Raw genomic sequence first — 21,296 nt, 5'->3', positions numbered from 1 at the left:
TAGGGGCGCGGACAGAGCTCGGAAATCGGCGAAAATAAGCCAATAAGCCTAGCGTTTAGGGAGGTTCCCATGCTTCACCAGGTCATCGAGACTTTGAACTCGCAGGTCGCCTTACGATCCCGCTACGACAACTTCATCGGCGGCGACTGGGTCGCGCCCGCCGACGGCCGCTACTTCGACAATATCAGCCCAGTCACCGGCAAGCCGGTCTGCCAGATCGCGCGCTCACAGGCGGCCGATATCGAGCTGGCGCTCGACGCCGCCCACAAGGCAAAAGATGCGTGGGGCAGGACGTCGCCGACCGAGCGCGCCACGCTGCTCAACAAGATCGCCGACCGCATGCAGGAGAACCTGGTGCTGCTGGCGACAGTGGAGACCATCGACAACGGCAAGCCGATCCGCGAGACCCGCATGGCCGACATTCCGCTGGCCATCGACCATTTCCGTTACTTCGCGGCTTGCATCCGCGCGCAGGAAGGAAGCCTCGGCGAGATCGATCACGACACGATCGCCTATCACTACCACGAGCCGCTGGGCGTGGTCGGCCAGATCATTCCGTGGAACTTCCCGATCCTGATGGCCTGCTGGAAGCTGGCGCCGGCGCTCGCGGCAGGCAATTGCGTCGTGCTGAAACCTGCCGAACAGACGCCTATGTCGATCATGGTACTGATGGACGTCATCGGCGACATCCTGCCGGCCGGCGTGCTGAACGTGGTCAACGGCTTCGGCGTCGAAGCCGGCAAGCCGCTCGCCCAGAACAAGCGCATCGCCAAGATCGCGTTCACCGGCGAGACCACCACCGGCCGCCTCATCATGCAGTACGCGTCCGAGAACCTGATCCCGGTGACGCTCGAGCTTGGCGGCAAGTCGCCGAACATTTTCTTCGACGACATCATGGCGGAGGACGACGCCTTCTTCGACAAAGCGCTCGAAGGCTTCGCCATGTTCGCGTTGAACCAGGGCGAGGTGTGCACGTGCCCGTCACGCGCTCTGGTACAGAAGTCGATCTACGATCGCTTCATCGAGAGGGCCATCGACCGGGTCAACAAGATCAAGCAGGGCAACCCGCTTGAGGCCAGCACAATGATCGGCGCGCAGGCCTCTAACGATCAGTTGGAGAAGATCCTCTCCTATATCGATATCGGCCAGAAGGAAGGCGCCAAGGTGCTGACCGGTGGCGAGCGCAACGTGCTCGAAGGCGATCTCGCCGAGGGCTACTACGTGAAGCCCACGGTGTTCGAGGGCCACAACAAGATGCGCATCTTCCAGGAAGAGATCTTCGGCCCCGTGCTGTCGGTCACCACCTTCGAGGACGAGGAAGAGGCGCTCGAGATCGCCAACGACACGCTTTACGGGCTTGGTTCGGGCGTGTGGACCCGCGATATCAACCGGGCCTATCGCTTCGGCCGCGGTATCCAGGCAGGACGGGTGTGGACCAATTGCTACCACCTCTATCCGGCGGGTGCGGCCTTCGGCGGCTATAAGAAGTCGGGCATCGGGCGCGAGAACCACAAGATGATGCTCGACCACTACCAGCAAACCAAGAATGTGCTGGTGAGCTACAGCCCCAAAGCGCTCGGGTTTTTCTAGGAGCGGCGTGACCAAGGAGAGCGGCGAAGGCGCCAAGGACCCGAGAGGCCTTTTTCACTGGGTCTGGCGCAATCGGCCAGAGCTTTGGCTGCTCGGCGGGCTCTTCCTCGCCGGGCTGCTTGTTCTGGTCTTCGGCGAGATCGCCGAAGAGGTCTTCGAAGGCGACACCACCTGGTTCGACCGGACGATCCTTCTCTCCTTGCGCAATCCGGCCGACCATGCCGATCCGCTCGGCCCGGCGTGGCTGGAGGAAGCAGCCCGCGACGTCACCGCGCTCGGCAGCTACGCGGTGCTCGGCATCGTGGTCGTGGCGGCAATTGCTTATTTGCTTCTCGTCAAGCGCTCGGAGGCGGCCCTATGGGTGCTCGCGTCCGTCTTGGGCGGGATGTTGCTGAGCAACGCGCTGAAGCACAGCTTCGACCGGCCGCGCCCCGACCTCGTGGCCCACGCGGCCCAGGTCTTCACTCCGAGCTTTCCAAGCGGTCACGCCATGCTCTCCGCCGTAACCTATCTCACGATCGGCGCACTCCTCGCCAGTATGCACGACTCCCGACGGCTGAAAGTGTTCTTCCTCGGGCTTGCCATCTTCATCACCGTGATCGTCGGTCTCACCCGCGTCTATCTCGGGGTGCATTACCCGACGGACGTGCTGGCCGGCTGGTGCCTCGGAGCGGCCTGGGCCGCGATCTGCTGGACGGTTTTCCATTGGCTGCAAGAGCGCGGTACAATCGGTCCCGCCGCACACGACGCGCTTGACGAAGGAGACCGGACCAATGGTCGATAGGGTTCTGGCGACGGACGCGGCGCTCGATCTCATCGAGACGCTGAAGAGACAGCATGGGCCGCTGATGTTTCATCAGTCGGGTGGGTGCTGCGACGGCTCCGCGCCGATGTGCTACCCGGCGAACGAGTTCAAGGTCGGAGGCAGCGACGTGCATCTCGGCGAGATCGGGGGCAGTCCCTTTTATATGAGCGCCGACCAGTTCGACTATTGGAAGCACACGCAACTCATCATCGACGTGGTGCCGGGGCGCGGCTCGGGTTTCTCATTGGAAGCGCCGGAAGGGTTGCGCTTTCTGACGCGCAGCCGCGTGTTCACCGACGAAGAGGCGAACGCGCTGGCGGGCGAGGGCTAAGGCCTTCTAGTCGCTGAAGAAGCGGCGCAGACGGCCGACCTCGCGCTTGAAAGCGCGCTTGGCGGACTTACTGGCAGACTTCGTCTTCTTGGGGGTCGGTTTGGCCGCCGGATCGACCGGACCACCTTCGGGTTTCGCCTCGGGCGGCGGCGGCACATCGTCGGTCGCTATGGCGAGCGCGCCGGTCGTCTCAGCTTTCGGCGTGGCTTCCGCTTCTTGCGTGCACTTCGGGGCTTCGCCCTCCGGCCCGCCGGCTATGGCCGACGCGCCGGGGCCACAAAAGGGTTTGTTTCGACCGCCTTTTCATTTTTCTCGACGCATTGTTCGAGACGGGCGAACGCGGCCGAACTTCCATCGAGCGGGACCTGGATGGTGGCGCCGGCGGCCACGACATTGAGGGCATTCGACGCGCGCAAGCCGGAGACAAATTTCGCATCGCCCACGTCCATGGACACCGAGCTTGCCTCGGCGGCGACTTGCCGGTCCCAGCTTTGCCCACCGAGCGTCATGGTGACGGGATAGTTCTTGCCAGTCTCGAGCTTCCAATTTGGCGAGGAGAGCATGAGCGACAGCCCCTCCCCGGTCCGCACGAAGGTGACGGCGATATCGTCGTCAAGGGTTCGGCTGATGGCGCAGCGGTCGAATTCGTCGTTCTTGTAGACCGCCTCGATCTCCCAAGGACCGATGCTCTCGCTTTCGGCTGCCGCCGCGGCCGGCAACAACAGCAGAACAGGCGCGCAGACGAGCAAGCGCTTCAATTTTCGAGCCGAATTGTGCGGCATGGCTTCAGTCCTCCGCGACATTTTTGCGTAAGCGTAGCCGATTCGAGACAGGCTTGGATGACGCACGTCAAACGCGGTATGGCCGCGGAAGTTCCGGGCTTTTCCTAGGTGGATCCGCTGATCTCGACCACGACAGGTTGGTTCGGGGTTTCTCCGTCAGACTTGGTCGGCGAGGGAACACCGCCGACGTCGCCAATCATCGCCTTGGCAATCTCATGCTCGCCCATGACCACGAGATTTGCGCCGAGCTTGATGAGATGGTCGATCTCCTCTTCCGAGTGCGCGCGGGCGATAATCGGGAAGATGGCATTGATGGCGCGGGCCTGCTGCACCACCTGGCCACCTTCGAAGGCATCGGGAATGGCGACGAGCAGGCAGCGCGCTTCGGGGAGATTGGCGGACTGAATGACCTCCGGGTCGGCGCCATTGCCGTTCAACGCCTCAATGCCGTGCTCCTTAAGATCAGCTACGTCGTCGGCATTGTCCTCGATGACGTAGAGCGGCGTGCCGCGCTCGCGCAGCGCCTTGGAGATGAACTTGCCGACCCGTCCATGGCCGACCAGCACGACGTGATCCGTGAGGGCCGTGGGGCGGATCGGCTCGCGCGTCGGCGTCGCCTGTTCCTCTTCGGACGCGATCTCGTCTTTCGGAGCAGCGTCCGCCGCTTCTGCCGCCGCCCTCTCCCGACGGGCAAAATAGGCATCAAGCGCGGCGAATAGGATGGGGTTGAGCAGGATAGAGATGATGGCGCCGGCGATGATGAGGTCGCGCCCCTCGCTCGGAAGCACGCCGAGCCGCATGCCCAGGCTTGCCAGGATGAAGGAGAACTCGCCGATCTGCGCCAGCGACGCGGAGATCACGAACGCCGCGTCGCGCGTGTACCCGAATACGCGCACCACGAGATAGGCTGCGACCGACTTGGCCACGATGATGATCAGCACCGTGGCGATCACAGCGAGCGGGGCGTCGGCCATGATTGCCGGATGGAACAGCATGCCGACGGAGACGAAGAACAGCACCGCGAAGGCGTCGCGCAAGGGTAGCGACTCCGTGGCGGCCTGTTGGCTCAACTGGGACTCGCTCAGCATCATGCCGGCGAAGAAGGCACCGAGCGCCAGGGAGACGCCAAACAGCTCCGCGGCCAGGAAGGCGAAGCCGAGGGCGATGGACAACACCGCTAATCGGAACAGCTCCCGGCTGCCGGTATGGGCCACGTAGTGCAGAAGCATGGGGATCAGCTTCTTGCCAACGAGCAACATGGCCACGGAGAAGATGACGAGCTTGCCGATGACCTCGGCCACCTGGCGCAGCATGGCGCCCGTGTCGGGGGGCGCCTCGCCCTCGAACAGGCCGGTGATGGCCGGCAGCAGCACCAGAGCGAGCACCATGGCGATGTCCTGGACGATCAGCCAGCCGACGGTGATCTTGCCACGCTCGGTGTCGACCAGGCGGCGCTCTTGCAACATGCGCAGCAGGACCACGGTGCTCGCCACCGACAGGGCCAGGCCGTAGATGAGGCCGGCGGCGGGGCTCCAGCCTAGCCCCCAACCGACAGCCATGCCGAGCGGCAAGGCAATGAGCCCCTGCACCACGGCGCCGGAAATGGCGATAGCGCGGACGGATAGGAGGTCTTGCACCGAAAAATGGAGCCCTACGCCGAACAGCAAGAGGATGACGCCGACCTCGGCCAACTGGTTGGCGATGTTCTGATCGGCGCCCACCCCGGGCGCGAAGCCGATGGCCACGCCCGCGATCAGATAACCGACCAAGGGCGGCAATTTCAGGCGATGGGCAAGGAGGCCGAGGCTGAAGGCGAGCACGAGGCCAATCGTCAGGGTCGAAACGAGCGGCGGCACGTGCAGCATCGTCAAGTAAGGCCTTCTGCTGGAGATCGTTCGCGACGGCGAACCCCGTTGTCCCTTAGGGTGACAATGAATTGTGACGGCGGCAATCCCTCCCGTCCAGCAAGGGCCCGCCGATAGGGTTGCGGAAACCCTTTCCTGCGGCATTTAACGCCGTTCGGCATCTCTCCTTGACAGTTCAAGGCCGCATCTCCATGTTGCGGCTACACTGATTGCTCGCGATCGCGCGAAGCTGCCACACCTTTTTGCGGCGCCTCATCCCGAGACAATTTCCCGATTTTCGTCTGCCCCCAGACAGCGCGTGGGGTGAGGCAAGCGTCCTCACGGCACCGCACGTCTATGCGCCCGTGGCCGGACGTCCAAGGAACATTGCTTGACACCTTCTTTCGATTCGCTCGGCCTGGCCGAGCCGTTGCGGCTTGCGCTTAAGGCCGAAAACTATCAAACGCCGACCCCCATTCAGGTTCAGGCGATTCCCCTTCTAACCGAGGGCAAGGATCTGCTCGGCGTCGCCGAGACCGGCTCCGGCAAGACCGCGGCCTTCGCCCTGCCCTTGCTGCACAACCTCTTTCTGGACGCCACACCGCGTCTACCGGGCGCCCCGCGGGCGCTCATCCTGGCGCCGACACGGGAACTCGCCGGCCAGATCGGCGACCGGATCAACGCTTATGGGCGCCATCTGAAGCTGCGTTCGGCCGTGATCTTCGGCGGCGTCGGCCAAGGTCAGCAGGTCAAGGCGCTGAAAGCGGGCGTGGATATCTTGATCGCCACACCGGGCCGCCTGCTCGACCTCTGTAATCAGCGCCATGTGCGGCTCGACAAGGTCCAGATCCTCGTTCTCGACGAGGCCGACCGGATGCTGGACATGGGCTTCATCCATGATGTGCGCAAAATCGTGGCCGCCTGTAGTAAGGACCGCCAAACGCTGCTGTTCTCGGCCACCATGCCGCCGTCGATCGCCAAGCTCGCGCAGGACATCTTGCGCGCTCCGGTGCGCATCGACATCTCGCGGAGCAAGGTTGCAGTCGACCGCGTGGCGCAAAGCGTCTACTTCGTGGGCGCGCAGGACAAGCGGACGTTGCTGACCGACCTGCTCAAGGCCCAAGAGATGGGCCAAGCGATCGTGTTTACGCGCACCAAGCGCGGCGCCGACCGGGTTTGCCGCCATCTCGTGCAGAACGGCCTGACCGCCGAAGCCCTGCACGGAAACAAGGCCCAGAACGCACGCGTGCGCACGCTCAACGGATTCCGCTCCGGCAAGGTGCGCGTGCTGGTCGCCACCGACATTGCCGCGCGGGGCATCGACGTTCCGGGCATCTCCCACGTTATCAACTACGAGTTGCCGAACGAGCCGGAAAGCTACGTGCACCGCATCGGCCGCACGGCCCGCGCCGGCGCGCAAGGCATCGCCTTGTCGCTGTGCGATAACAGCGAGCGGCCCTATCTCAAGGCCATCGAACGGCTGATGAGTACGAACGTCGACATCGCCGAGCATCGTCTCGCCGAAACGAGCAACGCGCCTGCCACTGGATTTGAGCGCAGCACGCCTGCAAGCAAGCCCGCCAGACGGCGCCGGCGTTTTCGCGGCCGCCGTCCGAACGGCGCGGCCCCTTCCACCGGTAAATCATCCAACCACCGCCGTATGGAGGCTCCTATATGAGCAAGTCCTCCCCCTCACGCATGTCAGCGGCCCGGCGCAATGCCGAGACGATCCTGAGTCAGAGCCGAAAGCGCCAGGAAAGCTTCAAGCAGGAGCAGCAGCAGGCGCAAGATGCCATGACCCTGAAAACCACGCGCTTGCGCGAGCTTCGCTTGGCCAAGGAGGCGGCCGAACAGGAGGCCGCCGATGCCGCGCCGGCGACCCCCCGGAAGCGCTCCAAGGTGCGCCGGTCGAAGCAAACCTAAACACGGAGGCCCCGAGAGATGGCATTCAAACCCAACTACAATTTCCAGAAGGCCGAGCGCAGCCGGGCCAAGGCGCAGAAGAAGCAAGAGAAGCTGAAGCGCCTGCAAGATGAAGCCGCCAAACGCAAGGCCGAGCGGGGCGAAGACCCCGAGACGGAAGAGGCCGGCGAGGCCGCCGAAACGAGCACGGACGAAGCCTAGCCGGAGGTTGGAGCGTCATGGCGCGGAAACAACAGGCACGCCCGAGCGGCTACGTCCTATTCGACGTGGTCTACGAGGACGGTACGCAAACTTCGAACCGCAAGGTGCCGGCCATCGAGCTCGGCGGCCTGGACGGCGACGCGCCGGCGCGTACCATTATCGAGGACCAAGACCAGAAGATTGCCGCGATGTCCGGCAACCGGCGCGCGCGCATAAAATCTCTGGCCCGAGCGCGCAAGGCCAAGGCCAGCGCCGCCTCTTAGCCGCTTAGACCCTCAAAAATTGGCTTCATGGCGCCTGCGGGATAGTTCCCTAGGCCTGGGCCTCGACTATAGTGTGGCTCCGGCCGCGCAGGGTAGCGGCAGCGTTTTCAGAAGCCGTCTTAGCCGCCATTCAAGGCACATACCGTCTGGGAGGAAAGTTCATGCAGGTTCTCTTCGCCACTGTGAAGGGGTTGATGGCGCTCGGCATCGCGATGCTGTTCATCGACGATGTCCGTGCGCAGGTTCCCATCGAGGAAGACGCCGGGACCATTACGATGACCGGCACCGTTGAGGAAATCATAGTGCCCGAGCGCGTGCTCATGGTGGTCGGTCCAGGCGGCAACACGGTCGTCGGCGTGATCAGCCCCGACGTAAAGGACATCACGAAGATCAAGCTGAAAGAAAATGTCACGATCCAGTACAGCCAGGAAGTCGCCGTGGCCCTACGCAAAGCCGACGGCCCGCCCGCGGCCGCGCAGGACGGATTCGAGGCAAACGAGACCTCCGACATGGGCCTCGACGCGCCGACCGTGGCCGAGCAGGACTGGACGAACCTGACGCCTTCAGGCGGTGTGGCCAATCTCGAAACCATCGAGATCACCGAGACGATCGCCGCGCTCAACAAGCGCAAGCGTACCGTGACCTTCGCCGGCACGGGCGGCAAGACGCGCACCATCTATGTGCCGCCGAGCGTGCAAGGCTTCGATGCGCTGGAGGTCGGCGACATGATCGTGCTCGAGGTAACGCGCGCCTCGATCGTCAACGTCAAAATCTCTTAGACGCTTCACAGCGCAAAACGACAAAAGGCAGGGAGAGCGATCTTCCTGCCTTTTTGATGAGCGAATACAACGCGCGCAGCGAAGCCTTACATGGTGGAAGCGCCAATCACCTCGTGATCGCTGATGACGCATTGCCAGGCGCCCACGGCCGGGAACTCGTGCAGATCCTGCCGCTGCTGGAGGAACTGCATGGCGGCGAGGTAGCCGCCGTGGCCCATACAGGCGGTGGGCGACATGGCGTCGGCGAGAAACTCCATTGGCACGGGCACGTCGATGCAACCCGTGGCGACGAGCAAGGTCTTGCGCTCTTCCAACGTCAGCGGCTTCTCGTCGTCGTAAACCTTGCCCTGGTTGATAGGCTGAAGCGGCGTCTCCACGCCGCGGCACGCCTTCACGATGAGCTGCACATAGACGGTCTTTTCTTTGTCCTCGCCCATGCGCGTGGGTTGGTCGGCATCGGCCGCAACGGCAGGACCGCTCGCCACGGCGCCCAGCGCGAACGCGGCAATCGCATGACGGATCATCGTCGGATCTCTCTGTGGAGAGCTGGCGGCCGCGCTCTCTTGACGATTTGCCTGCGGCTGGCCGATGCCGCTTTGGGGCACATGCTCCATTGTCCCGCGAGAAACGGGAAGATTTATCCTACAGCGTTCCAACGCCCAAACCAAACCGAAGGTTGCAAGGCTTATTTGCCTGGCAGCCTGCCTAGCGGCGGGGCTTCTTTTTTCCTAGCTCGCCACCTCGTAACCATATTCGGCGGCGCTCCCGTCGAGCCAGCGCCAGAAGCTCGCCGCCACGCTGCGGAACAAGGCGATGTCGTAGGCTTGCTCGTCGCCCTCTCGCCAAACGAGCACACCCATATGCGAAAGCGTGCTGGTGGCCGCGCCTCCAGCCGGAAAGACGCGGGGGTCGAGGTCGATGGCCAATCCCTTGGCGAGCACGTCGCGGACGCGCGGACCGCTCAAGCGAACCACGGCCCGCCCGCTGCTCTGATCCGAGACCGACGCAAGGCCCTTCAGCTTGTCGGCGAGATCCTCGGCTAGCGCTTCGTTGTGAAGCATCGCGGAGACGGCGAGCCACTGGCCCGGCCCCGTGCCAATAAAGCTGATGTCCTTGCCCTGGGTCACGATCGAGGCCTCGGGCAGGTCCAGGCCATAGGCCTCGCGCACGGCCGCGTTCAGAGCCTCGTCCTGGCCTTTGCGCGTCTCGACAGAGGCGAGACCGAGATCGGTGCGCTCGGCGACCGTCACGCCTGCGTCGCCGTCCGCCTTGCCATAACGGCCGGGCGTGGCGAGGCCATGAAAAGCGGAGAGAGAGGCGAGCTTAGACACGGAGGCGCCCCCCTTCCGGATCAACGAAGCAGGGTCCGCAGACTTCGGCCAGCATCTCGGTGTTACGCAACGGATCGCAGACCTTCACAACCTCGCCGTGGCGCTCAGGACCATTGGACAACATGGCGAGCGCAATCCAGGTACCGAGCTCCGGCGAATAGGCCATGGAGGTGACGTAGCCCTGATCGTTGGCGGCCACGACATCCGCTCCCTTCGGCACGAGATGCGCGCCGGCGGGAATGCGCGCCGCCCTATCGAGCGGCTTCAGGCCCACGAGCGAAGCGCGCTCGGCTTCGGTGAGAGCTTCGCGCTCGCCCATGAAGCGGCCGATGAAGTCCTTCTTCTTCGACGCCATCCGGCCGAGCCCAAGATCGTGCGCCGTGGTCTGGCCGTTGAGCTCAGGTCCCGCGGCATGCCCCTTCTCGATGCGCATGACGCCAAGCGGCTCGGTGCCGTAAGGCGCGATGCCGTGCGGCGCACCCGCTTCGATAATCGCGCGGATCATGGCATCGCCGTAGCGCGCCGGCACCGCCACCTCAAAGGCGAGCTCGCCGGAGAATGAGAGCCGGAACAGCCGCCCCTTCACGCCGCCGCAGAAAGCGAACTCGCCGCAGGCCATATAGGGGAAGGCTTCGTTGGAAATATCCTGCCCCGGATCGAGCAGTGCCTCGACGACCTTTCGCGACTTGGGACCGGCGACGGCGTATTGCGCCCATTGCTCGGTGACGGACACGGTCTGCACGTCGAGCTCGGGCCACAGCACCTGCTGGCAATATTCCAGATGCTGGCTCACCTTGAGGGCGTTCGCCGTGGTCGTGGTCATGTAGTAGTGGTCGTCGGCGAGGCGCGCGGTGGTGCCGTCGTCCATGGCGAAACCGTCCTCGCGCAGCATGAGCCCGTAGCGAGCCTTGCCCACGGCGAGTTTGGCGAAGCCGTTGATGTAGACCCGGTCGAGGAAGGTACCGGCGTCGGCGCCCTGCACGTCGATCTTGCCGAGGGTGGAGACGTCGCACACGCCGACATTGGTGCGGGTGTTCTCCACTTCGCGATTGACGGTCTGCTGCGGGCGCTCGCCGGGCTTGGGGAAGATGAGCGCTCGCATCCAGGCGCCCACCTCGACGAAGACGGCGCCCTGCTCCTTGGCGAAGGCATGGGAGGGCGGCAGGCGTGTCGGACGGAAATCGGCCCCGCGATGATGGCCGGCGAGCGCGGCGATAGAGACGGGCGTATAGGGCGGGCGGAAGGTAGTGGTGCCCACGGCGCCCACATAGCGGCCCGTCTGCGCGGCAATGAGCGCGGCGGCGTTCAGGTTCGACGTCTTGCCCTGGTCGGTGGCCATGCCGAGCGTCGTGTACCGCTTGACGTGCTCGGGAACGCGGAAGCCTTCGCGGGTCGCGAGCTTCACGTCGGACGCGGCCACGTCGTTCTGAAAATCGACGAAGACCTTGCCGCGGCTCTTCTCCACTTGCCAGGTCGGCGTCGCGGGGACCGCCTCCTCCTTTGGCGCGGGACGGCGAAGCGCCGAGGGAGAGAAGCCGCAATTACGCGCAGCATCGGCACCCGCCGCCTCCCCGCTTGCCAAACAGGACGCAAGCGAAAACTCGCCGGACGCCGCGCCGGCCACGCGCATGCCGGGCGGCAGATCGCCGGGCACCAGGCAAGACAGCGTATGGTCCCAGACCGGCTTGCCACTGAGATGAGTGCTGAGGTTGAGCGCCGGGTTCCAACCGCCGGACATGGCGAGCACGTCGCAATCGAATTGCTCCGTGGCGCCCTTCGCATCGTTGACCAGAACCGACTTGATGCCGTGTGCGCCGCGCACGCTGCCGATCGATGCCGCTGCGAAATACGGCGCACGCGCCGCCTCGGCGATGGCCTGCACGGCCTCGGACGGTTCGCGACGCGCATCGACCAGAGCATTCACAGCGATGCCGGCATCGGCGAGATCGGCCGCGGTGCGAAAGGCATCGTCATTGTCGCCGAAGATCACCGCGTGACGGCCGGGGGCCGCGCCGAACCGGTTCACGTAAGCGCGCACGGCGCCCGCCAGCATGACGCCGGGGCGGTCGTTATCGCCGAAGAGGATGGGCCGCTCAAAGGCACCGGCGCACAGGACGGCGCGCTTGGCTACGATTCGCCACAGGCGCTGGCGCGGCTCATGGGCCGGCGGCACAGGCCGGTGATCGTTGACCCGCTCGATGGCGGCGTAGGTGCCGCCGTCATAGACGCCGAACACGGAGGTGCGGCGCAGGACCTGGCAGTCAGGCAGACTTTCGAGCTCGGTTTCCGCCGCTCTTGCCCATTCATGGGCGGGCCTGCCGTCGATCTGGTCGCGCTCGGCCAGGAGCCGGCCACCGAGACGGAAATCTTCGTCGCAGAGAATGACGCGGGCGCCCGCCTTGGCAGCGGACAAAGCAGCGGAGAGGCCGGCCGCGCCGCCGCCGATCACCAGCACGTCGCAAAATGCATTCGACTTCTCGTAGTGGTCGGGATCAGCGGCCGAGGCAGCGCGTCCGAGACCCGCGGCCCGGCGAATCAAGGGCTCGTAGACCTTCTCCCAGAAGGAGGCGGGCCACATGAAGGTCTTGTAGTAGAAGCCCGCGCCGAAAATGGGCGAAGCGAGCTGGTTCACCGAGAGAAGATCGTATTTGAGGGACGGCCAGCGATTTTGGCTCGCGGCATTCAGCCCGTCGTAGAGCTCGACAGTGGTGGCGCGCGTGTTGGGCTCGCGCCGCGCATTCGTGCGCGATTCGACAAGCGCGTTCGGCTCCTCGGAGCCGGCGGTGAGTATTCCGCGCGGGCGGTGATATTTGAACGAGCGGGCGACGAGGCGTACGCCATTGGCGAGCAGCGCCGAGGCCAGCGTGTCGCCTGGGTGCCCGGTGAGCCGCGTGCCGTCGAAGTTGAAGCCGAGCACCTTCTTACGGTCGACGAGACCCTTGTCGCGCAGGCGATTGACTTGCGGCGGGGCCATGTCAGCGCCCCTTCCCGGCGAAGGCGACATCCATGATCTCGTGGGTGCGCGTATCGCGCGTCACTTCGAGCCAGGCATGACAGCCGGCGCTGTGATGCCAATGCTCCTTGTGAAGGCCTGCGGGATTATCGCGGAAATAGACATAGTCGACCCAAGCCTCCGTCGCCGACGGCTCGAGGCTCTCGGGCCGCTTCACGGTCGCATCGCCGCGATAGGAGAACTCCTCCAGCGCGCGCTCACCGCAATAAGGACATTTGATACGCATGGTCTTGCCTCAGTGCAGGTTCGGTTGCGCGCCCATGCCCTTTTCGTCGATGACGCGGCCGAGGCCGAAACGATCGAGACGGTAGGCGGCGGCATAAGGGTGAGGTTCGCCGGTGGCGATGAGATGGGCGAAGCACCAGCCGGCAGCGGGCGTGGCCTTGAAGCCGCCATAGCACCAACCGGCATTGAGATAGAGGCCGTCGACGGGCGTGGTGTCGATGATGGGCGAGCCGTCCATGCTCATGTCGAGCAGGCCGCCCCAGGACCGCAACAGGCGCAAACGCCCGATGATCGGCATCAGCGCCATGCCGCCTTCGGCGACATCCTCGACAACCGGCAGGTTCCCGCGCTGGGCATAGGTGTTGTAGCCGTCGATGTCGCCGCCGAAGACGAGGCCGCCTTTGTCGGATTGGCTGCAATAGAAATGTCCCGCGCCGAAGGTGATCACCGTGTCGAGCAGCGGCTTGATGCCTTCGGTTACGAAGGCTTGGAGCACATGCGCCTCGATGGGAAGGCGCAAGCCTGCCATCTCGGCGACGCGGCTGGAACTGCCGGCGACCGAGAGCGCCACTTTCTTGGCGCCGATGAAGCCTTTCTCGGTCTCGACCCCAACGATGTGGCCGTCATCGATGCGGAAGCCGGTGACCGCGCAGTTCTGGATGATGTCCACGCCGTGTGAATCGGCAGAGCGCGCATAACCCCACGCGACCGCATCGTGGCGCACCGTACCGCCGCGCGGTTGATACAGCCCGCCGCGTACGGGGAAGCGTGCATTGTCGAAATCGATGTAGGGTACCAGCTTTCTCACCTGCTCGCGGTCGAGCAGCTCGGCGTCGGCGCCGTGCAGACGCATCGCATTGCCGCGCCGAACGAAGGCATCGCGCTGAGGATCGGAGTGAAAGACGTTGAGCACGCCACGCTGGCTGACCATGGCGTTGTAGTTGATGTCCTGCTCCAAGCCCTCCCAGAGCTTCATCGACCATTCGTAGAAGGGCTCGTTGCCGGGAAGCAGATAGTTGGAGCGGACGATGGTGGTGTTGCGGCCGACATTGCCGGAGCCGATATAGGATTTCTCGATCACCGCCACGTTGGTGATGCCGTGCTGCTTGGCGAGATAATGCGCCGTAGCGAGCCCATGGCCGCCGCCGCCGACGATCACCACGTCGTATTGGGGCTTAGGCTCAGGCTCGCGCCAGACCGGCTTCCAGTTCCGGTTGCCGGTCAAAGCGTTGGTCAGAAGGCTGCCAAGCGAGTAGCGCATGGTCCGAGTTTCTAGCGGCTTCCCGCGTCAGGATTGACATTTTGCGTCGCTTGTTTGACCGTTTCCGCCATGAGCGAAAATCTCAGGACGGTTGGCTTTCTTTTGGTGCCGGGCTTCGCGCTAATGTCCTACACCGCGGCCATCGAGCCCTTGCGCGCGGCCAACCTGCTCTCGGGACAGACGCTCTATCGCTGGTGGCATGCGGCCCCTTCGGGCGAGCCCGTCACCGCCTCGAACGGCGTCGCGATTATTCCCGACTGCGGAACGCGCAGCGAGCGGCCCGCCGACATGCTGTTTGTCTGCGCGGGCGGAAACCCAGCAACGTTCAACGACAAGACGAGCTTCGCCTGGCTAAGACGACTTGCACGAAAGGGTACGATCCTCGGCGGCATCTCAGGCGGGCCTTACATCCTGGCGCTGGCGGGGCTGCTCGACGACCGCCGCGCAACACTGCATTGGGAGCACATGCCAGCCTTTCGTGAGGCCTTTCCCGACGTCACCGTGGTGCCGTCGCTGTTCGAGATCGACGGCAACCGAATCACCTGCTCTGGCGGCATCTCGGCGCTCGACATGATGGTGGCGCTGATCGAACGCGATCACGGCCGGCAGCTTGCGGCCGCCGTCGGCGATTGGTTTCTGCACACGCACATCCGGGAGGGCTACGGCCCGCAGCGGCTGGACTTGCGCTACCGGCTCGGCGTCGCCGATGAGAAGTTGCTGCGCGTGCTGGGCGTCATGGAGATGAATCTCGAGCAGCCCTTGCCGCGCGTCGAGCTGGCAGAGCAGGCGGGCATCTCGCTAAGACAGCTGGAGCGGCTATTCCATGCCCATGTGGGCCACGGTATCCACCAGCATTACCGCTGGCTCCGGCTCGAACGCGCGCGCCAGCTCTTGCGCGAGACGTCGCTTCCCGTTCTCGATGTGGCGCTTGCCACCGGCTTTTCCTCGGCGAGCCAGTTTTCCCGCGCTTACGGCCAGACTTTCGGCGAACCACCGAGCCGCACAAGGGGTAACGCGTAAATGGTCGCGCGCCTGAAAACTTTGGTGCTAGGTTTGTTGCAATCCCGCGAACTGCTCGCAATGAGATGTCGGGATCGGGAGGGCTGATGGCCTCACGGCTGACTTCAAAGGAGCTTCGGGCGCGCGCTCTTTCGCGGGAGAAGACGGCAGCGGTGCGTCCCAAGCCGGGCAAGGCGGCCGCCGAAACGCCGCCGGAAGCCGAATACGCCACCGGCTCAAACGCTCCCACCACCGGCGAGCTGAATCTTGAAGTCTCCATCGGCCGCCGGGTGCGGCTGCTTCGCCAGCGTTTGCAGCTCACGGCCACGGATCTCGCGGCGCAAGCGGGACTATCGCCTGGCATGCTCTCAAAGATCGAGAACGGCGGCACCTCGCCATCGCTCTCCACCTTGCGGGCGCTGGCCCGCGCCCTCAATGTGCCGATGACCAGCTTCTTCGCCGATTTCGAGGACCGGCGGGACTGCTCCTATGTGCGGGCGGGCCAAGGCGTGCTGATCGAGCGGCGCGGCACCAAGGCTGGGCACCATTACGAGCTCCTGGGACATACGCTGTCGGGCGACATCGTGGTCGAGCCCTATTTCATCACCTTGAGCGAGGATGCGAACCCCTACACGCAGTTCCAGCATGACGGCATGGAGTTCATCTACATGCTCTCGGGCCAGGTGATCTACCGCCACGCCGACAAGCTCTACCCCATGGGGCCTGGGGATGCGCTGTTCTTCGACGCCGCAGCGCCGCACGGCCCGGAAGAGCTTGTCGAGCGGCCCATGACCTACCTGTCGATCATCATCTATCCGCGCTCCTAGATCTTTTTGCGCGCTCCTCTGGACTTTCCCCAAAGGAAACTTTATTTCATGTGGGTTGACGAACCCAAGCGCGCCGTAGCATGGTGAACGGCGCTTAACCTGGAGCTTTTCTTCGCATGTGTGGCATTGTCGGACTGTTTCTCAAGGATCCCGCCCTCGAGCCCGAATTGGGCCGCCTGACGGCAGGCATGCTGGCAACCATGTCGGACCGCGGGCCCGATAGCGCCGGTTTCGCCGTCTATGGCGCCGGCGAGGCCGGGCAGATCAAGCTGACCTTACGCGGCCCCTCGGCCTCGTCGATCGAGGGCACGGCGGCCGAGGTCGAGAGCGCCTTCCCGGGCGCGCACGCCACCTTGCACGATACCCATGCGGTGGTGGCAGTGCCCGACCAAGACGTTGCGCGGCTGGAAGAGTGGCTCGCGCGCGAGCGCCCGGACACCGAGATCGTCGGCCGGGGACACCGCATGGAAATCTTCAAGGAAGTCGGTCTGCCGGAAAAGGTGGCGGAACGGTTCGGGCTTTCCGGAATGCGCGGAACCCATGCGATCGGCCACACGCGCATGGCCACGGAATCCGCGGTGACCACGGACGGCGCCCATCCCTACTCTACCGGCCAGGACCAGTGCCTGGTGCATAACGGCTCGCTGTCGAACCACAACAATCTGCGCCGTTCGCTGCGCCGCGAGGGGCTCGAATTCGAGACCGAGAACGATACGGAGGTAGCCGCCGGCTATCTCAGCTGGCGCATGCGCGAAGGGCTTTCGCTCGGCGATGCGCTGAAAGTGAGCCTGGACGATCTCGACGGCTTCTACACCTTCGTGGTCGGCACCGAGAACGGCTTCGGGGTGCTGCGCGACGGCATCGCGTGCAAGCCGGCCGTCATGGCCGAGACCGATCAATATGTGGCCTTCGGCTCCGAATATCGGGTGCTCGCCAATCTGCCGGGCATCGAGAACGCGCGCGTCTGGGAGCCCGAGCCTGCCACCGTCTACTTTTGGGAACGCTAGACATGCCGGATATCGACCTTAGCGTCACGCCATTGAGAGAACTCAACGCGGCGCTGCACCAACTTACGCCCGAGACCAACGAGCGGCATTGGGTCATCGAGCATCCAGCCGGGGGGCACGCCATCGCGGCGGGGCTCAACGTGCCGGTCACTGTCGAGATCAACGGGTCCGTCGGCTATTACTGCGCGGGCATGAACAAACTTGCGACTGTGCTCGTACATGGCAGCGCCGGCGTCGGCGTGGCGGAGAACATGATGAGCGGCTTCGTGCATGTCTCGGGCGATGCCAGCCAAGCGGCGGGCGCTACCGGGCGCGGGGGTCTGCTTCGCATCGACGGCAATGCCTCGTCGCGCTGCGGCATCTCCATGAAAGGCATCGATATCGTGGTGAAGGGGTCGGTGGGCCATATGAGCGCGTTCATGGCGCAGACCGGCAACCTCGTTGTGCTTGGCGACGCCGGCGACTCGCTCGGCGATTCCATCTACGAGGCACGCCTCTTCGTGCGTGGCTCGGTCAAGAGTCTCGGCGCCGACTGCATCGAGAAGGAGATGCGTGACGAGCATAAGGCCGCCGTGCATGACGTGCTCACCCAGGCGGGCCTCGACGGCGGGGTCGATCCATCCGAATTCAAGCGTTACGGCTCCGCCCGTACGCTCTACACTTTCAACGTCGATCACGCAGGAGAGTATTGATGGACGCGACGCCGAGGACGACGCCACGCAAGTCTGCGACGTTCGACGATTATAGCCTGTCGGAAATCCGCCGCGCCGCAGCCAGCGGCATCTACGATATCCGCGGCGGGGGAGCGAAGCGCAAGGTCCCGCACTTCGACGATCTTCTGTTTCTCGGCGCCTCCATGAGCCGTTATCCGCTCGAAGGCTATCGCGAAAAATGCGCCACTGATGTGTGGCTCGGTACGCGCTTCGCCCAGAAGCCGATACATTTGAAGATTCCGATCACCATCGCCGGTATGAGCTTCGGCTCGCTGTCGGCGCAAGCCAAGGAGGCTTTGGGCCGCGGCGCGAGTCAGATGGGCACCTCGACCACCACGGGCGACGGTGGCATGACCGAAGAGGAACGAGGCCACTCCACCATCCTCGTCTATCAGCTGCTCCCCTCGCGCTACGGCATGAACCCCGACGATCTGCGCCGCGCCGACGCCATCGAAATCGTCATCGGCCAGGGCGCCAAGCCCGGCGGCGGCGGCATGCTGTTGGGGCAGAAGATCTCCGACCGGGTGGCCGAAATGCGCACGCTGCCCAAGGGCATCGACCAGCGCTCGGCCTGCCGCCATCCGGATTGGACCGGGCCGGACGATCTCGAGATCAAGATCCAAGAGCTGCGCGAGATCACCGACTGGCAGAAGCCCATCTACATCAAGGTCGGCGCCTCGCGGCCCTATTACGACACGGCGCTCGCCATCAAGTCCGGCGCCGACGTGGTTGTGCTGGACGGCATGCAAGGCGGCACGGCGGCGACCCAAGAAGTGTTCATCGAGCATGTGGGACTGCCGATCCTGGGCGCCATTCGTCCGGCGGTGCAGGCGCTGCAAGACCTCGGCATGCATCGCAAGGTGCAGCTCATCGTCTCCGGCGGCATCCGCAACGGCGCCGACGCAGCCAAGGCTCTGGCGCTGGGTGCCGACGCGGTGTCGATCGGCACCGCGGCGCTGGTCGCCATCGGCGACAACGATCCGGCGCTCGAGGAGCACTATCAAAAGCTCGGCACCACGGCCGGCGCCTATGACGACTGGCACGAGGGCCAGGATCCCGCGGGCATCAACACGCAGGACCCGACGCTTTCGGCACGGCTCGATCCGCAGCTCGCCGGACGCCGCCTCGCCAACTATCTCGCCGTCATGACGCTCGAGGCACAGACCATCGCGCGCGCCTGCGGCAAGAGCCACGTCCATAATCTGGAGCCGGAGGATCTCGTCGCGCTGACGGTCGAGGCCGCGGCGATGGCGAAAGTGCCGCTGGCCGGCACCGAATGGATTCCAGGATCGAAAACATATGAGTAAGGCGCGCAGGAAGCACGCCTAAGAGCAAAAGCAAAGGGGAGTAGCATGGCGGTTGATCTTGCAGTAGAGGCCCGCGAACGCGGGATCAAATATTTCCTGATTTCTTTTGTCGACCTGTTCGGCACGCTCAGGGCCAAGCTGGCACCGGCCAGCGCTATCACCGGCATGTCCAAGGATGGTGCGGGCTTCGCAGGCTTCGCCAGCTGGCTCGACATGACGCCGGCCCATCCCGACATTCTCGCCATCCCCGATCCCGATAGCCTGATCCAGATTCCATGGAAGCCGGAAGTTGGCTGGCTCGCCGCCGATCTTTATATGAACGGCAAGGAAGTGGACCAGGCGCCGCGCAACGCCTTGAGGAGGATTCTCAAGAAGGCCAAGGACGCGGGCTATACGGTAAAGACCGGCGTGGAGTGCGAGTACTTTCTCGTGAGCCCCGACGGCGAGGCGCTCAGCGACCCGTCGGATATCCAGGCAAAGCCCTGCTACGATCAGTCGGCGCTGATGCGCCGCTACGACGTGATCAGCGAGGTCTGCGACTCCATGCTCCAACTCGGCTGGGGCCCGTATCAGAACGACCACGAGGACGCCAACGGCCAGTTCGAAATGAACTGGGATTTCGACGACGCGCTGAAGACCGCAGATCGCATGACCTTCTTCAAGTACATGATGAAGTCGATCGCGGAGAAGCACGGCTTGCGCGCCACGTTCATGCCCAAGCCCTTCGCCCACCTCACCGGCAACGGCTGCCACGTGCATGTGTCCTTATGGAAGGGCGATGAGAATGCCTTCGAGGACGACAATGACCCGCTCGGCCTTTCGAAGGTGGCCTATCACTTCATCGGCGGCCTGATCGATGGCGCGGACGAGATCTGCTCGATTACCAATCCGACGGTGAACTCCTATAAGCGCATCAACGCGCCGGTGACGACGTCGGGAGCCACCTGGTCGCCCAACACGGTGACCTTCGCCGGCAACAACCGCACCCATATGATCCGGGTCCCGGGTGGCGGCCGGTTCGAATTCCGCCTTCCCGATGGTGCGACCAATCCGTACCTCCTGCCGGCCGCGATGCTCGCCGCTGGGCTCGACGGCATGGCCAAGAAGACCGATCCCGGCAAGCCGCTCGACATCGACATGTACGCGGAAGGCCACAAGGCCCCGGCTGGCGTGAAGAAGCTGCCGCTCAACCTGCTGGATGCGCTGCGGCTCACCGACAAGTCCGCGCTCTTGCGGGACGCCCTCGGGGACGAGCTCGTCGACTCCTACGTCAAGCTCAAGACGAAGGACTGGAACGAGTTCTCGCGGCAGCTCACGCCTTGGGAGCGGGCCACGACTCTCGACTGCTAATGGCGGCGGCCCACGGACTTCGTATTCGCGATCCGAGACCCGGCGACGAGGCGGCATGGCGCCGCCTCTGGTCCGGCTATCTCACCTTCTACAAAGTGGACGTGCCCGAGGCGGTAACGGCGGAAACGTGGTCGCGCGTCCTCGATCCCGCCGTTCCCATGCTCTGCAGACTTGCCGAGCAGGAGCGGACGATTGTCGGCTTCACAGTCTCGACGCTGCATCCTTCGACCTGGACGAGCGACCTGAACTGCTATCTGGAGGATCTCTTCGTCGATCCGGACGCCCGCGGCCATGGGGTGGGACGCGCGCTGATCGACGATCTCCCGACCCTCGCCCGCAAAAAGCGGTGGTCGCGGCTCTATTGGCACACGAACGCTGGCAATGAGACCGCACGCCGGCTCTACGACACCTACACGCAAGCGGACGACTTCGTTCGCTACCGGATCACATTCGACTAAGCACAAAAAAAGGGGCGCCAGCCCAAGGCCGGCGCCCCACATGTCACGCGTTCGCGTCAGGCCGGCCTAAATCGGATGATCGTCGAGCGCCCTCTCGATGGACTCTTTGTTGCCGTAGAGCCGGACATCCTCGGCATACTCCACCTTCTCATCGCGGAGCTGGATGATGTGCCAGAGGATCCATAGAGCCACGCCAACGATCACCATGATCAGTTCGTAGCCCTGCCAGGGATAAACCGCCCCGGTGTCGGCAAGATCGACTGCCCAAGTGCTACCCATTTCAGTTC

At 64.3% G+C, this 21,296-nt stretch carries 24 protein-coding genes; 15 read left to right on the top strand and 9 right to left on the bottom strand.

Features of this window, described 5'->3' with window-relative positions; all coding sequences use genetic code 11:
* The first annotated feature begins 69 nt into the window (after positions 1 to 69).
* The 3 genes from adh to ACSLE4_RS01875 are packed head-to-tail and all read left to right on the top strand — an operon-like array spanning position 70 to position 2,726.
* Positions 70 to 1,590, top strand: coding sequence for an aldehyde dehydrogenase (gene adh / locus ACSLE4_RS01885; protein WP_435902795.1), 1,521 nt, complete (start codon positions 70 to 72; stop codon positions 1,588 to 1,590).
* A gap of 7 nt (positions 1,591 to 1,597) precedes the next feature.
* On the top strand, positions 1,598 to 2,374 hold the full coding sequence (locus ACSLE4_RS01880) for a phosphatase PAP2 family protein (protein ID WP_435902794.1): 777 nt from the start codon (positions 1,598 to 1,600) through the stop codon (positions 2,372 to 2,374).
* Positions 2,364 to 2,726 (top strand): DUF779 domain-containing protein, encoded by a 363-nt coding sequence (locus tag ACSLE4_RS01875; RefSeq protein ID WP_435902793.1) that lies wholly within the window; start codon positions 2,364 to 2,366, stop codon positions 2,724 to 2,726. Before ACSLE4_RS01880 ends, ACSLE4_RS01875 begins: the two co-directional genes overlap by 11 nt.
* 6 nt (positions 2,727 to 2,732) lie before the next feature.
* Here the strand turns inward: ACSLE4_RS01875 and ACSLE4_RS01870 are convergent, their stop codons facing one another.
* The 3 genes from ACSLE4_RS01870 to ybaL all read right to left on the bottom strand — a co-directional run bounded on the left by ACSLE4_RS01870 (position 2,733) and on the right by ybaL (position 5,373).
* Positions 2,733 to 2,882: a hypothetical protein gene (locus tag ACSLE4_RS01870; protein ID WP_435902792.1), complete on the bottom strand. Its 150-nt coding sequence runs from the start codon at positions 2,880 to 2,882 to the stop codon at positions 2,733 to 2,735.
* A gap of 98 nt (positions 2,883 to 2,980) precedes the next feature.
* Positions 2,981 to 3,508 (bottom strand): hypothetical protein, encoded by a 528-nt coding sequence (locus ACSLE4_RS01865; protein ID WP_435902791.1) that lies wholly within the window; start codon positions 3,506 to 3,508, stop codon positions 2,981 to 2,983.
* 104 nt (positions 3,509 to 3,612) lie between these two features.
* Positions 3,613 to 5,373, bottom strand: coding sequence for a YbaL family putative K(+) efflux transporter (gene ybaL / locus ACSLE4_RS01860; RefSeq protein ID WP_435902802.1), 1,761 nt, complete (start codon positions 5,371 to 5,373; stop codon positions 3,613 to 3,615).
* A 370-nt stretch (positions 5,374 to 5,743) separates the two neighbouring features.
* On the opposite strand from ybaL, the gene ACSLE4_RS01855 reads away from it, so the two are divergent.
* From ACSLE4_RS01855 to ACSLE4_RS01835, 5 genes are all read left to right on the top strand, one after another.
* Positions 5,744 to 7,030, top strand: a complete 1,287-nt coding sequence (locus ACSLE4_RS01855; RefSeq protein ID WP_435902790.1) for a DEAD/DEAH box helicase — start codon at positions 5,744 to 5,746, stop codon at positions 7,028 to 7,030.
* Positions 7,027 to 7,275 (top strand): hypothetical protein, encoded by a 249-nt coding sequence (locus tag ACSLE4_RS01850; RefSeq protein WP_435902789.1) that lies wholly within the window; start codon positions 7,027 to 7,029, stop codon positions 7,273 to 7,275. The genes ACSLE4_RS01855 and ACSLE4_RS01850 overlap by 4 nt, the downstream gene beginning before the upstream one ends.
* Before the next feature lie 18 nt (positions 7,276 to 7,293).
* Positions 7,294 to 7,476: a hypothetical protein gene (locus ACSLE4_RS01845; RefSeq protein WP_435902788.1), complete on the top strand. Its 183-nt coding sequence runs from the start codon at positions 7,294 to 7,296 to the stop codon at positions 7,474 to 7,476.
* 17 nt (positions 7,477 to 7,493) lie between these two features.
* Positions 7,494 to 7,739 carry a hypothetical protein gene (locus tag ACSLE4_RS01840; protein ID WP_435902787.1) on the top strand — a complete coding sequence of 82 codons (246 nt, stop codon included), beginning with the start codon at positions 7,494 to 7,496 and terminating at the stop codon, positions 7,737 to 7,739.
* A gap of 161 nt (positions 7,740 to 7,900) precedes the next feature.
* Complete coding sequence (locus ACSLE4_RS01835; RefSeq protein ID WP_435902786.1) at positions 7,901 to 8,518, top strand: hypothetical protein; 618 nt, start codon at positions 7,901 to 7,903, stop codon at positions 8,516 to 8,518.
* Positions 8,519 to 8,604: 86 nt separating this feature from the next.
* Here ACSLE4_RS01835 and ACSLE4_RS01830 read toward each other — a convergent pair whose 3' ends face one another.
* The 5 genes from ACSLE4_RS01830 to ACSLE4_RS01810 all read right to left on the bottom strand — a co-directional run bounded on the left by ACSLE4_RS01830 (position 8,605) and on the right by ACSLE4_RS01810 (position 14,348).
* Positions 8,605 to 9,042, bottom strand: coding sequence for a hypothetical protein (locus ACSLE4_RS01830; protein WP_435902785.1), 438 nt, complete (start codon positions 9,040 to 9,042; stop codon positions 8,605 to 8,607).
* A gap of 204 nt (positions 9,043 to 9,246) precedes the next feature.
* On the bottom strand, positions 9,247 to 9,849 hold the full coding sequence (locus ACSLE4_RS01825) for a sarcosine oxidase subunit gamma (protein ID WP_435902784.1): 603 nt from the start codon (positions 9,847 to 9,849) through the stop codon (positions 9,247 to 9,249).
* Positions 9,842 to 12,823, bottom strand: a complete 2,982-nt coding sequence (locus ACSLE4_RS01820; RefSeq protein ID WP_435902783.1) for a sarcosine oxidase subunit alpha family protein — start codon at positions 12,821 to 12,823, stop codon at positions 9,842 to 9,844. The genes ACSLE4_RS01825 and ACSLE4_RS01820 overlap by 8 nt, the downstream gene beginning before the upstream one ends.
* Position 12,824: 1 nt before the next feature.
* Complete coding sequence (locus ACSLE4_RS01815) at positions 12,825 to 13,088, bottom strand: sarcosine oxidase subunit delta (protein WP_435902782.1); 264 nt, start codon at positions 13,086 to 13,088, stop codon at positions 12,825 to 12,827.
* A 9-nt stretch (positions 13,089 to 13,097) separates the two neighbouring features.
* Positions 13,098 to 14,348, bottom strand: coding sequence for a sarcosine oxidase subunit beta family protein (locus ACSLE4_RS01810; protein WP_435902781.1), 1,251 nt, complete (start codon positions 14,346 to 14,348; stop codon positions 13,098 to 13,100).
* A gap of 69 nt (positions 14,349 to 14,417) precedes the next feature.
* On the opposite strand from ACSLE4_RS01810, the gene ACSLE4_RS01805 reads away from it, so the two are divergent.
* The 7 genes from ACSLE4_RS01805 (at position 14,418) to ACSLE4_RS01775 (ending at position 21,009) form a co-directional block, all read left to right on the top strand.
* Positions 14,418 to 15,368, top strand: a complete 951-nt coding sequence (locus ACSLE4_RS01805) for a GlxA family transcriptional regulator (protein WP_435902780.1) — start codon at positions 14,418 to 14,420, stop codon at positions 15,366 to 15,368.
* Positions 15,369 to 15,454: 86 nt separating this feature from the next.
* Positions 15,455 to 16,174 carry a helix-turn-helix domain-containing protein gene (locus ACSLE4_RS01800; protein ID WP_435902779.1) on the top strand — a complete coding sequence of 240 codons (720 nt, stop codon included), beginning with the start codon at positions 15,455 to 15,457 and terminating at the stop codon, positions 16,172 to 16,174.
* A gap of 116 nt (positions 16,175 to 16,290) precedes the next feature.
* Positions 16,291 to 17,181: a class II glutamine amidotransferase gene (locus ACSLE4_RS01795; RefSeq protein WP_435902778.1), complete on the top strand. Its 891-nt coding sequence runs from the start codon at positions 16,291 to 16,293 to the stop codon at positions 17,179 to 17,181.
* 2 nt (positions 17,182 to 17,183) lie between these two features.
* The gene (locus ACSLE4_RS01790) at positions 17,184 to 17,873 is read left to right on the top strand and encodes a protein glxC (RefSeq protein ID WP_435902777.1); all 690 of its coding nucleotides are present in this window, start codon (positions 17,184 to 17,186) and stop codon (positions 17,871 to 17,873) included.
* The gene (locus ACSLE4_RS01785; protein ID WP_435902776.1) at positions 17,873 to 19,201 is read left to right on the top strand and encodes an FMN-binding glutamate synthase family protein; all 1,329 of its coding nucleotides are present in this window, start codon (positions 17,873 to 17,875) and stop codon (positions 19,199 to 19,201) included. The genes ACSLE4_RS01790 and ACSLE4_RS01785 overlap by 1 nt, the downstream gene beginning before the upstream one ends.
* A gap of 45 nt (positions 19,202 to 19,246) precedes the next feature.
* Entirely contained in the window at positions 19,247 to 20,551 is a 1,305-nt protein-coding gene (glnT, locus tag ACSLE4_RS01780) for a type III glutamate--ammonia ligase (protein WP_435902775.1), read from the top strand.
* A complete protein-coding gene (locus tag ACSLE4_RS01775) occupies positions 20,551 to 21,009 on the top strand; it encodes an N-acetyltransferase family protein (RefSeq protein WP_435902774.1) in 459 nt (152 codons plus the stop codon). Before glnT ends, ACSLE4_RS01775 begins: the two co-directional genes overlap by 1 nt.
* 66 nt (positions 21,010 to 21,075) lie before the next feature.
* Here ACSLE4_RS01775 and ACSLE4_RS01770 read toward each other — a convergent pair whose 3' ends face one another.
* Complete coding sequence (locus ACSLE4_RS01770) at positions 21,076 to 21,288, bottom strand: hypothetical protein (protein WP_435902773.1); 213 nt, start codon at positions 21,286 to 21,288, stop codon at positions 21,076 to 21,078.
* Positions 21,289 to 21,296: the final 8 nt, after the last annotated feature.

The organism is Methyloceanibacter sp., assembly GCF_051306395.1.
Classification (GTDB): Bacteria; Pseudomonadota; Alphaproteobacteria; order Rhizobiales; family Methyloligellaceae; genus Methyloceanibacter.
Note: the sequence above shows the minus strand (reverse complement) of the source record. Positions and strands in the feature narration are given on the sequence as shown.

Coding starts and splice junctions, on each gene's coding strand:
- adh (WP_435902795.1), top strand. CDS start 70: ATGCTTCACCAGGTCATCGAGACTTTGAACTCGCAGGTCGCCTTACGA.
- ACSLE4_RS01875 (WP_435902793.1), top strand. CDS start 2,364: ATGGTCGATAGGGTTCTGGCGACGGACGCGGCGCTCGATCTCATCGAG.
- ACSLE4_RS01865 (WP_435902791.1), bottom strand. CDS start 3,508: ATGCCGCACAATTCGGCTCGAAAATTGAAGCGCTTGCTCGTCTGCGCG.
- ybaL (WP_435902802.1), bottom strand. CDS start 5,373: ATGCTGCACGTGCCGCCGCTCGTTTCGACCCTGACGATTGGCCTCGTG.
- ACSLE4_RS01850 (WP_435902789.1), top strand. CDS start 7,027: ATGAGCAAGTCCTCCCCCTCACGCATGTCAGCGGCCCGGCGCAATGCC.
- ACSLE4_RS01845 (WP_435902788.1), top strand. CDS start 7,294: ATGGCATTCAAACCCAACTACAATTTCCAGAAGGCCGAGCGCAGCCGG.
- ACSLE4_RS01840 (WP_435902787.1), top strand. CDS start 7,494: ATGGCGCGGAAACAACAGGCACGCCCGAGCGGCTACGTCCTATTCGAC.
- ACSLE4_RS01835 (WP_435902786.1), top strand. CDS start 7,901: ATGCAGGTTCTCTTCGCCACTGTGAAGGGGTTGATGGCGCTCGGCATC.
- ACSLE4_RS01830 (WP_435902785.1), bottom strand. CDS start 9,042: ATGATCCGTCATGCGATTGCCGCGTTCGCGCTGGGCGCCGTGGCGAGC.
- ACSLE4_RS01820 (WP_435902783.1), bottom strand. CDS start 12,823: ATGGCCCCGCCGCAAGTCAATCGCCTGCGCGACAAGGGTCTCGTCGAC.
- ACSLE4_RS01815 (WP_435902782.1), bottom strand. CDS start 13,088: ATGCGTATCAAATGTCCTTATTGCGGTGAGCGCGCGCTGGAGGAGTTC.
- ACSLE4_RS01810 (WP_435902781.1), bottom strand. CDS start 14,348: ATGCGCTACTCGCTTGGCAGCCTTCTGACCAACGCTTTGACCGGCAAC.
- ACSLE4_RS01805 (WP_435902780.1), top strand. CDS start 14,418: ATGAGCGAAAATCTCAGGACGGTTGGCTTTCTTTTGGTGCCGGGCTTC.
- ACSLE4_RS01800 (WP_435902779.1), top strand. CDS start 15,455: ATGGCCTCACGGCTGACTTCAAAGGAGCTTCGGGCGCGCGCTCTTTCG.
- ACSLE4_RS01795 (WP_435902778.1), top strand. CDS start 16,291: ATGTGTGGCATTGTCGGACTGTTTCTCAAGGATCCCGCCCTCGAGCCC.
- ACSLE4_RS01790 (WP_435902777.1), top strand. CDS start 17,184: ATGCCGGATATCGACCTTAGCGTCACGCCATTGAGAGAACTCAACGCG.
- ACSLE4_RS01785 (WP_435902776.1), top strand. CDS start 17,873: ATGGACGCGACGCCGAGGACGACGCCACGCAAGTCTGCGACGTTCGAC.
- glnT (WP_435902775.1), top strand. CDS start 19,247: ATGGCGGTTGATCTTGCAGTAGAGGCCCGCGAACGCGGGATCAAATAT.
- ACSLE4_RS01775 (WP_435902774.1), top strand. CDS start 20,551: ATGGCGGCGGCCCACGGACTTCGTATTCGCGATCCGAGACCCGGCGAC.
- ACSLE4_RS01770 (WP_435902773.1), bottom strand. CDS start 21,288: ATGGGTAGCACTTGGGCAGTCGATCTTGCCGACACCGGGGCGGTTTAT.